Here is a 4,642-nt window from a genome sequence, read left to right on the forward strand (position 1 = left end):
GCCCGCCGCCCCGCACACCCCGGCGGCCACCCCGACCGCGACGGGCAGTACCCGGCCGGGCCGCTCGACGAGCGCCGGGTCGACCTGCGCGACCGGGCGGGCCTTCGCCGGCGTCGGCCGGCGGAACCTCGGCTGCTCCCCGGTGCCCGCCCGGCTGCCCACGACGACGGGCCCGAGCGGCACCGGCCTCGGCTCGGGCTCGTCACGGAACAGCAGGTGGACGGGGATCTCGGTGGTCGCCTCGTTCTGGATCAGCCGGGCGGGCCGTGGTGGCCCCTCGGATTCGGGCGTCTGAGAAGTGGTCGTGCTCATGCGTGCCTCCAGCCTCCGCGCCAGATACGCCATGACAGTGGATGGGGACGGCCGCGCGACGGCCCGGAATCGCCCGGGACCTTCAGGACGTACCGGGTCGTCGCGCGCGTGCGGCCTACGAGAACAGCCGCCGCCAGGTCTCCGGGCCCGGGTAGCCGTCGGCGGCCCCGCCGCGCCAGCCCTGGGTGCGCTGGAACGCCTCGACGCCCCGCCGGTCCGCCTCGCCCCAGCGCGGTCCGGGCCCCTTCGCGTAGTACGTGCCGAACCCCTTCTTCACCAGCTGCCTCCCCAGCTGGGTGACGTACGCGTTGTCCGCGCCGGGCCGGAACATGGCCCGGCCGGGATACGCGGGGACGCGCGGCGCCTGGGCGGGGGCGCCCGCCGATCCGGAGCCGCCCGAGCCACCGGAAGCCGCCGCCGCGATGTCCTTGCCCTTGCCGGTGGTCAGCAGTGACCAGGTCAGCGGGCCGGGCAGCCCGTCGGCGTCGGCGCCGCGCCAGCCCTGGGCCTGTTGGAACGCCTGGGTGGCCCGCCGGTCGGCGTCCGACCAGCGCGGGCCGGGCCCCGAGGTGTAGAACCGCTTCGCGCCGCGCTCGACGAGGAGCCGGCCGAGCACGGTGACGTTCTTGTTGTCCGCCCCCGGCCCGAAGGACGCCCGCCCCGGATACGGCGGTGCCTGGGCACCCGAGCCGGGATTGGCACCGTCCCCGCCGCCGCCCGGAGTGCCCGGCGGGGGCACCTCGGGAACCTGGGGAACTCCGGGAACTCCGGGAACTCCGGGGTTCGCCGGATCGGCGACCAGGCCCTTGTAGCGGTAGGGGACGTACTTGGCCGAGTTGGTCCAGTAGGCGTACGGGGTGGCGAGCCGGCGGGTGCTCGGGCGGGTCTGCTCGTAGGCGATGTAGTAGCCGTGCGTGTTGTCCGTCCAGCCGCCGAAGAGGACGACGTGGGAGCCGTTCGTCGGGTTGGTCGGATTGTGGAAGAGCAGCATGTCGCCCGGCTGGAGCTCCTCCTTGGTGATCCGGGTCGCGTACTGGTGGAGGCTGCCCGTCCACTCGTTCCCGGGCAGGCCCCAGGCCATGGAGACATAGCCGGAGCAGTCCTGCCGGTAGCCGTCCGACCAGTACGCGCTCATGCTGTACGGCACCTTGGCCGTGACCCATTTCTTGGCGCGGTTGATGATCTCCGTTCGGGTGGTCGCCGGCAGTTTGACCGTGTCGGCGGGCTTGCCGCCCGGCCCGTGCAGGGGCGCCTTGGTGCCCTGCGGGGTCTGGGGCCCGTCGCCCACGGGGACCCCAGGCCGGTCGGGAGCCTGCGGTGGGGCGGCGAGGGCGGGGACCGCGTGGCCGGCACCGAGGACCGCGGAGGCCGCGGCGGCGATGACGACGGTGCGATGGGCGGCCGGGTGGCCGCTGATTCCGACGGCCGGGGAAGCCGGTACGGCTCGCCTCCGGTCGACGCATCCGGGGCATTCGCAGTCGCTCTCGGGTTCGAATTCCTCGAATGCCGGAGCCACCATGCGATTCCCCTCACACTCCAGATGGAAATGTCCGCGACTGTGCACGTTCGTCAGTCTTTCCCAACTCTCTTGCCGACGCGCCTCCTGACGGTCCGAATGATGTACACGGGGTCCTTCCGGAGGGTTCGGCGCAGGTCCGGACGGTGTCCGGGGCCCGCACGCGACCTGCGCGCCACCTGCGCGGGGGGCCGGAGCACCTCTGGAGGTCATGTAGAGTTAACGTCGTCAGGCAGGCGCCGCTAGCTCAGTTGGTTAGAGCAGCTGACTCTTAATCAGCGGGTCCGGGGTTCGAGTCCCTGGCGGCGCACAGACAGCGGAAAGCCCCTCGCGAGAGCGAGGGGCTTTCCGCTGTTCCGGACCTACCGGGTGGTGCCGGTCAGATACGCCGACACGATCACGTTCGCCGTATAGCTGCGGCTCGCCCGGTCGAAGGTGCCGCCGCAGGTGATCAGCCGCAGCTCGGCGCGGCCCGACTCACGGGGGCCGTAGGCCTGGCGGGCATCGAAGCCGTCGCGCCGGACCACATCGACCTCGTCGACGGTGAACTCGGCGACCCGGCCGTCGTCGCGGACCACGCGGATCGTCTCGCCCGCCACCAGCGTGCTGAGCTTGTAGAAGACGGCGGGGCGCGTCTCGGTGTCGACATGGCCGACCATCAGCGCGGTACCGGCCGCGCCGGGCCGCACACCGGCCCCGTACCAGGCGACGACGCCCGCCTGGTCGTAGGGCGGCGCCGCGATCGCGCCCTCCGCGTCCAGGCCGCGGGCCACGACCGGGGCCTGCACGCCCAGCTGCGGGATGTCCACGCGCTGCGGCAGCGCGGCCCCCAGCGGCCGGGCGGCGGGCGGCAGCTCGGCGTCGGCGGGCCGGCCCACCGCGGCCACGTCACCCGTGGCGGTGCCGTTCGCGCCGGGCCGTACGTCGGTCACCTCGCGCCCCCACAGCCACAGGCCGAGCAGGAGCAGTGCCCAGGTCAGGCCGGTGAGGAGGCGCCCGGAGGAGCGTTCGCGTCCGGACATGGTCAGTCCGTCCCACGGCGCCGCCGGGTCCTGCGCAGCGCCACGGCGACGGCGGCGGCGCCCGCCAGGAGCAGACCGGTGACCGCGTGGGCCACGCCGGGGCCCTCCACGCGCGAGTCGTCGACGGCGGCCAGCGGTGCCGCGCCTCCACCGCCCGCCCGCACCGGCGCGACCGGGGACGCCGGCGTGGACGGCGGGGCGGAGGCGGCCACGACCTTGACGGCGCCCCTGACCCTGAAGTCGGCGCAGGTGATCGTCACGTCGTAGGAGCCGGGGTCGATCGAGGTGCGGATCCGGGTCTCACCGGACAGGGAGCCGCCCGATCCCGCGCCGCCCGAGCCGACCAGGTGCGCGTCGGAGACGAACGCCTTCGACGCGGCGGTGGCCTTCTTGCCGGAGCAGCCGGTGACCTTGAGGGTGACCTCGTCGCCGGGGGCCGGGGTCGACGGGGTCACCGAGACTCCGCCCGCCGGTTCCGCGGCGTACCCGTGCGCCGTCGGGGTGAGGGTCGCGGCGACGACCGCGACACCCGCACAGAGTGTGACTTTCCATGAACCCATCGTGAACCTCCAGTACCTGGAGGCTCCCCCGCCCGCCGGTGCCCCGCATCTCCAGTGGGGGCACCGCTACTCCGTCCGGGTCACTTTTCCCCGTCGGCAGGTTTCAGATCCGGTCGACGAGATCCGCGATCGAGTCGACCACCTTCGACGGGCGGTACGGGAAGCCGTCCACGTCCGAGGGCCGGGTCAGGCCGGTGAGCACCAGGAACGTCTGCATCCCGGCCTCCATGCCGGCCAGCACGTCGGTGTCCATGCGGTCGCCGATCATCGCGCTCGTCTCGGAGTGGGCGCCGATCGCGTTCAGCCCGGTGCGCATCATCAGCGGGTTGGGCTTGCCCGCGAAGTAGGGCTGCTTGCCGGTCGCCTTGGTGATCAGCGCCGCGACCGCGCCGGTGGCGGGAAGAGCGCCCTCGGTGGAGGGCCCGGTCTCGTCGGGGTTCGTGGCGATGAAGCGGGCGCCGTCGTTGATCAGACGGACCGCCTTCGTCATCGCCTCGAAGGAGTAGGTGCGGGTCTCGCCCAGGACGACGTAGTCGGGTTCGTGGTCGGTGAGGACGTAGCCGATGTCGTGCAGCGCCGTGGTCAGACCGGCCTCGCCGATGACGTACGCCGAACCGTCGGGCCGCTGGTCGTCCAGGAACTGGGCGGTGGCCAGGGCCGAGGTCCAGATGTTCTCGATCGGCACGTCCAGGCCCATGCGGCGCAGCCGGGCGTGCAGGTCGCGCGGGGTGTAGATCGAGTTGTTCGTCAGCACGAGGAACGGCCGGCCCGACTCACGCAGCTTCTTCAGGAAGGAGTCTGCGCCGGGGATCGGGACGCCCTCATGGATGAGCACCCCGTCCATGTCGGTGAGCCACGACTCGATGGGCTTGCGGTCTGCCATGTGGTGCGTCTCCTGGCGTGCGTCGTACGGGCAGGGGCGGGGGCGCCGGAACCACGGCGTACCGACGCCCCCAGCCTAATCAGCACCGCGTGATCCGGAACCCGTCGATCAGCAGCCGATACGCGGCCGGTACGCGGGCGGTACGGCCGGGGACCCCCCGGGCTTCCTCACGGGCCGTCGCAGCCGCGCCTCCGTATGACTCAGCGGCGTTTGCGGGCCAGGACCAGGGCGGTGCCCGTCGCCAGGAGAGCGGCGGTGACGGCGAGGACGCCGACCGGTGAGGAGAGACCGGTGAGAGCCAGCTCCTGGGCCTCGTCGGCGAGGGAGGGGGAGCTGTCGGGCGTGCGGG

Annotated in this window: 4 protein-coding genes, 1 tRNA gene and 1 pseudogene; 1 reads left to right on the top strand and 5 read right to left on the bottom strand. The window is 73.1% G+C overall.

Annotated elements, in window-relative coordinates; genetic code table 11:
* A pseudogene (locus BZL64_RS24735) lies at window positions 1-312 on the bottom strand (SPFH domain-containing protein); the annotation flags it as partial.
* A gap of 115 nt (window positions 313-427) precedes the next feature.
* Complete coding sequence (locus tag BZL64_RS24740) at window positions 428-1,831, bottom strand: peptidoglycan-binding protein (RefSeq protein WP_086771401.1); 1,404 nt, start codon at window positions 1,829-1,831, stop codon at window positions 428-430.
* Between the two features lie 233 nt (window positions 1,832-2,064).
* Here BZL64_RS24740 and BZL64_RS24745 point away from each other — a divergent pair.
* Window positions 2,065-2,138, top strand: a tRNA-Lys gene (locus BZL64_RS24745).
* 52 nt (window positions 2,139-2,190) lie between these two features.
* On the opposite strand, the gene BZL64_RS24750 is transcribed toward BZL64_RS24745, so the two are convergent.
* From BZL64_RS24750 to BZL64_RS24760, 3 genes are all read right to left on the bottom strand, one after another.
* Window positions 2,191-2,850 (bottom strand): class F sortase, encoded by a 660-nt coding sequence (locus tag BZL64_RS24750; protein WP_086771402.1) that lies wholly within the window; start codon window positions 2,848-2,850, stop codon window positions 2,191-2,193.
* A gap of 2 nt (window positions 2,851-2,852) precedes the next feature.
* Window positions 2,853-3,410 carry a hypothetical protein gene (locus BZL64_RS24755; RefSeq protein WP_086771403.1) on the bottom strand — a complete coding sequence of 186 codons (558 nt, stop codon included), beginning with the start codon at window positions 3,408-3,410 and terminating at the stop codon, window positions 2,853-2,855.
* Window positions 3,411-3,513: 103 nt separating this feature from the next.
* A complete protein-coding gene (locus BZL64_RS24760) occupies window positions 3,514-4,293 on the bottom strand; it encodes an HAD-IIA family hydrolase (RefSeq protein WP_086771404.1) in 780 nt (259 codons plus the stop codon).
* Window positions 4,294-4,642: the final 349 nt, after the last annotated feature.

Origin of the sequence: Streptomyces bobili, assembly GCF_002154575.1 — a bacterium.
GTDB lineage: Bacteria > Actinomycetota > Actinomycetes > Streptomycetales > Streptomycetaceae > Streptomyces > Streptomyces bobili.

Bases quoted from the DNA above. Each gene is read 5' to 3' on its own strand.
- BZL64_RS24740 (WP_086771401.1), bottom strand. From the start codon at position 1,831: ATGGTGGCTCCGGCATTCGAGGAATTCGAACCCGAGAGCGACTGCGAA.
- BZL64_RS24760 (WP_086771404.1), bottom strand. From the start codon at position 4,293: ATGGCAGACCGCAAGCCCATCGAGTCGTGGCTCACCGACATGGACGGG.
- BZL64_RS24750 (WP_086771402.1), bottom strand. From the start codon at position 2,850: ATGTCCGGACGCGAACGCTCCTCCGGGCGCCTCCTCACCGGCCTGACC.
- BZL64_RS24755 (WP_086771403.1), bottom strand. From the start codon at position 3,410: ATGGGTTCATGGAAAGTCACACTCTGTGCGGGTGTCGCGGTCGTCGCC.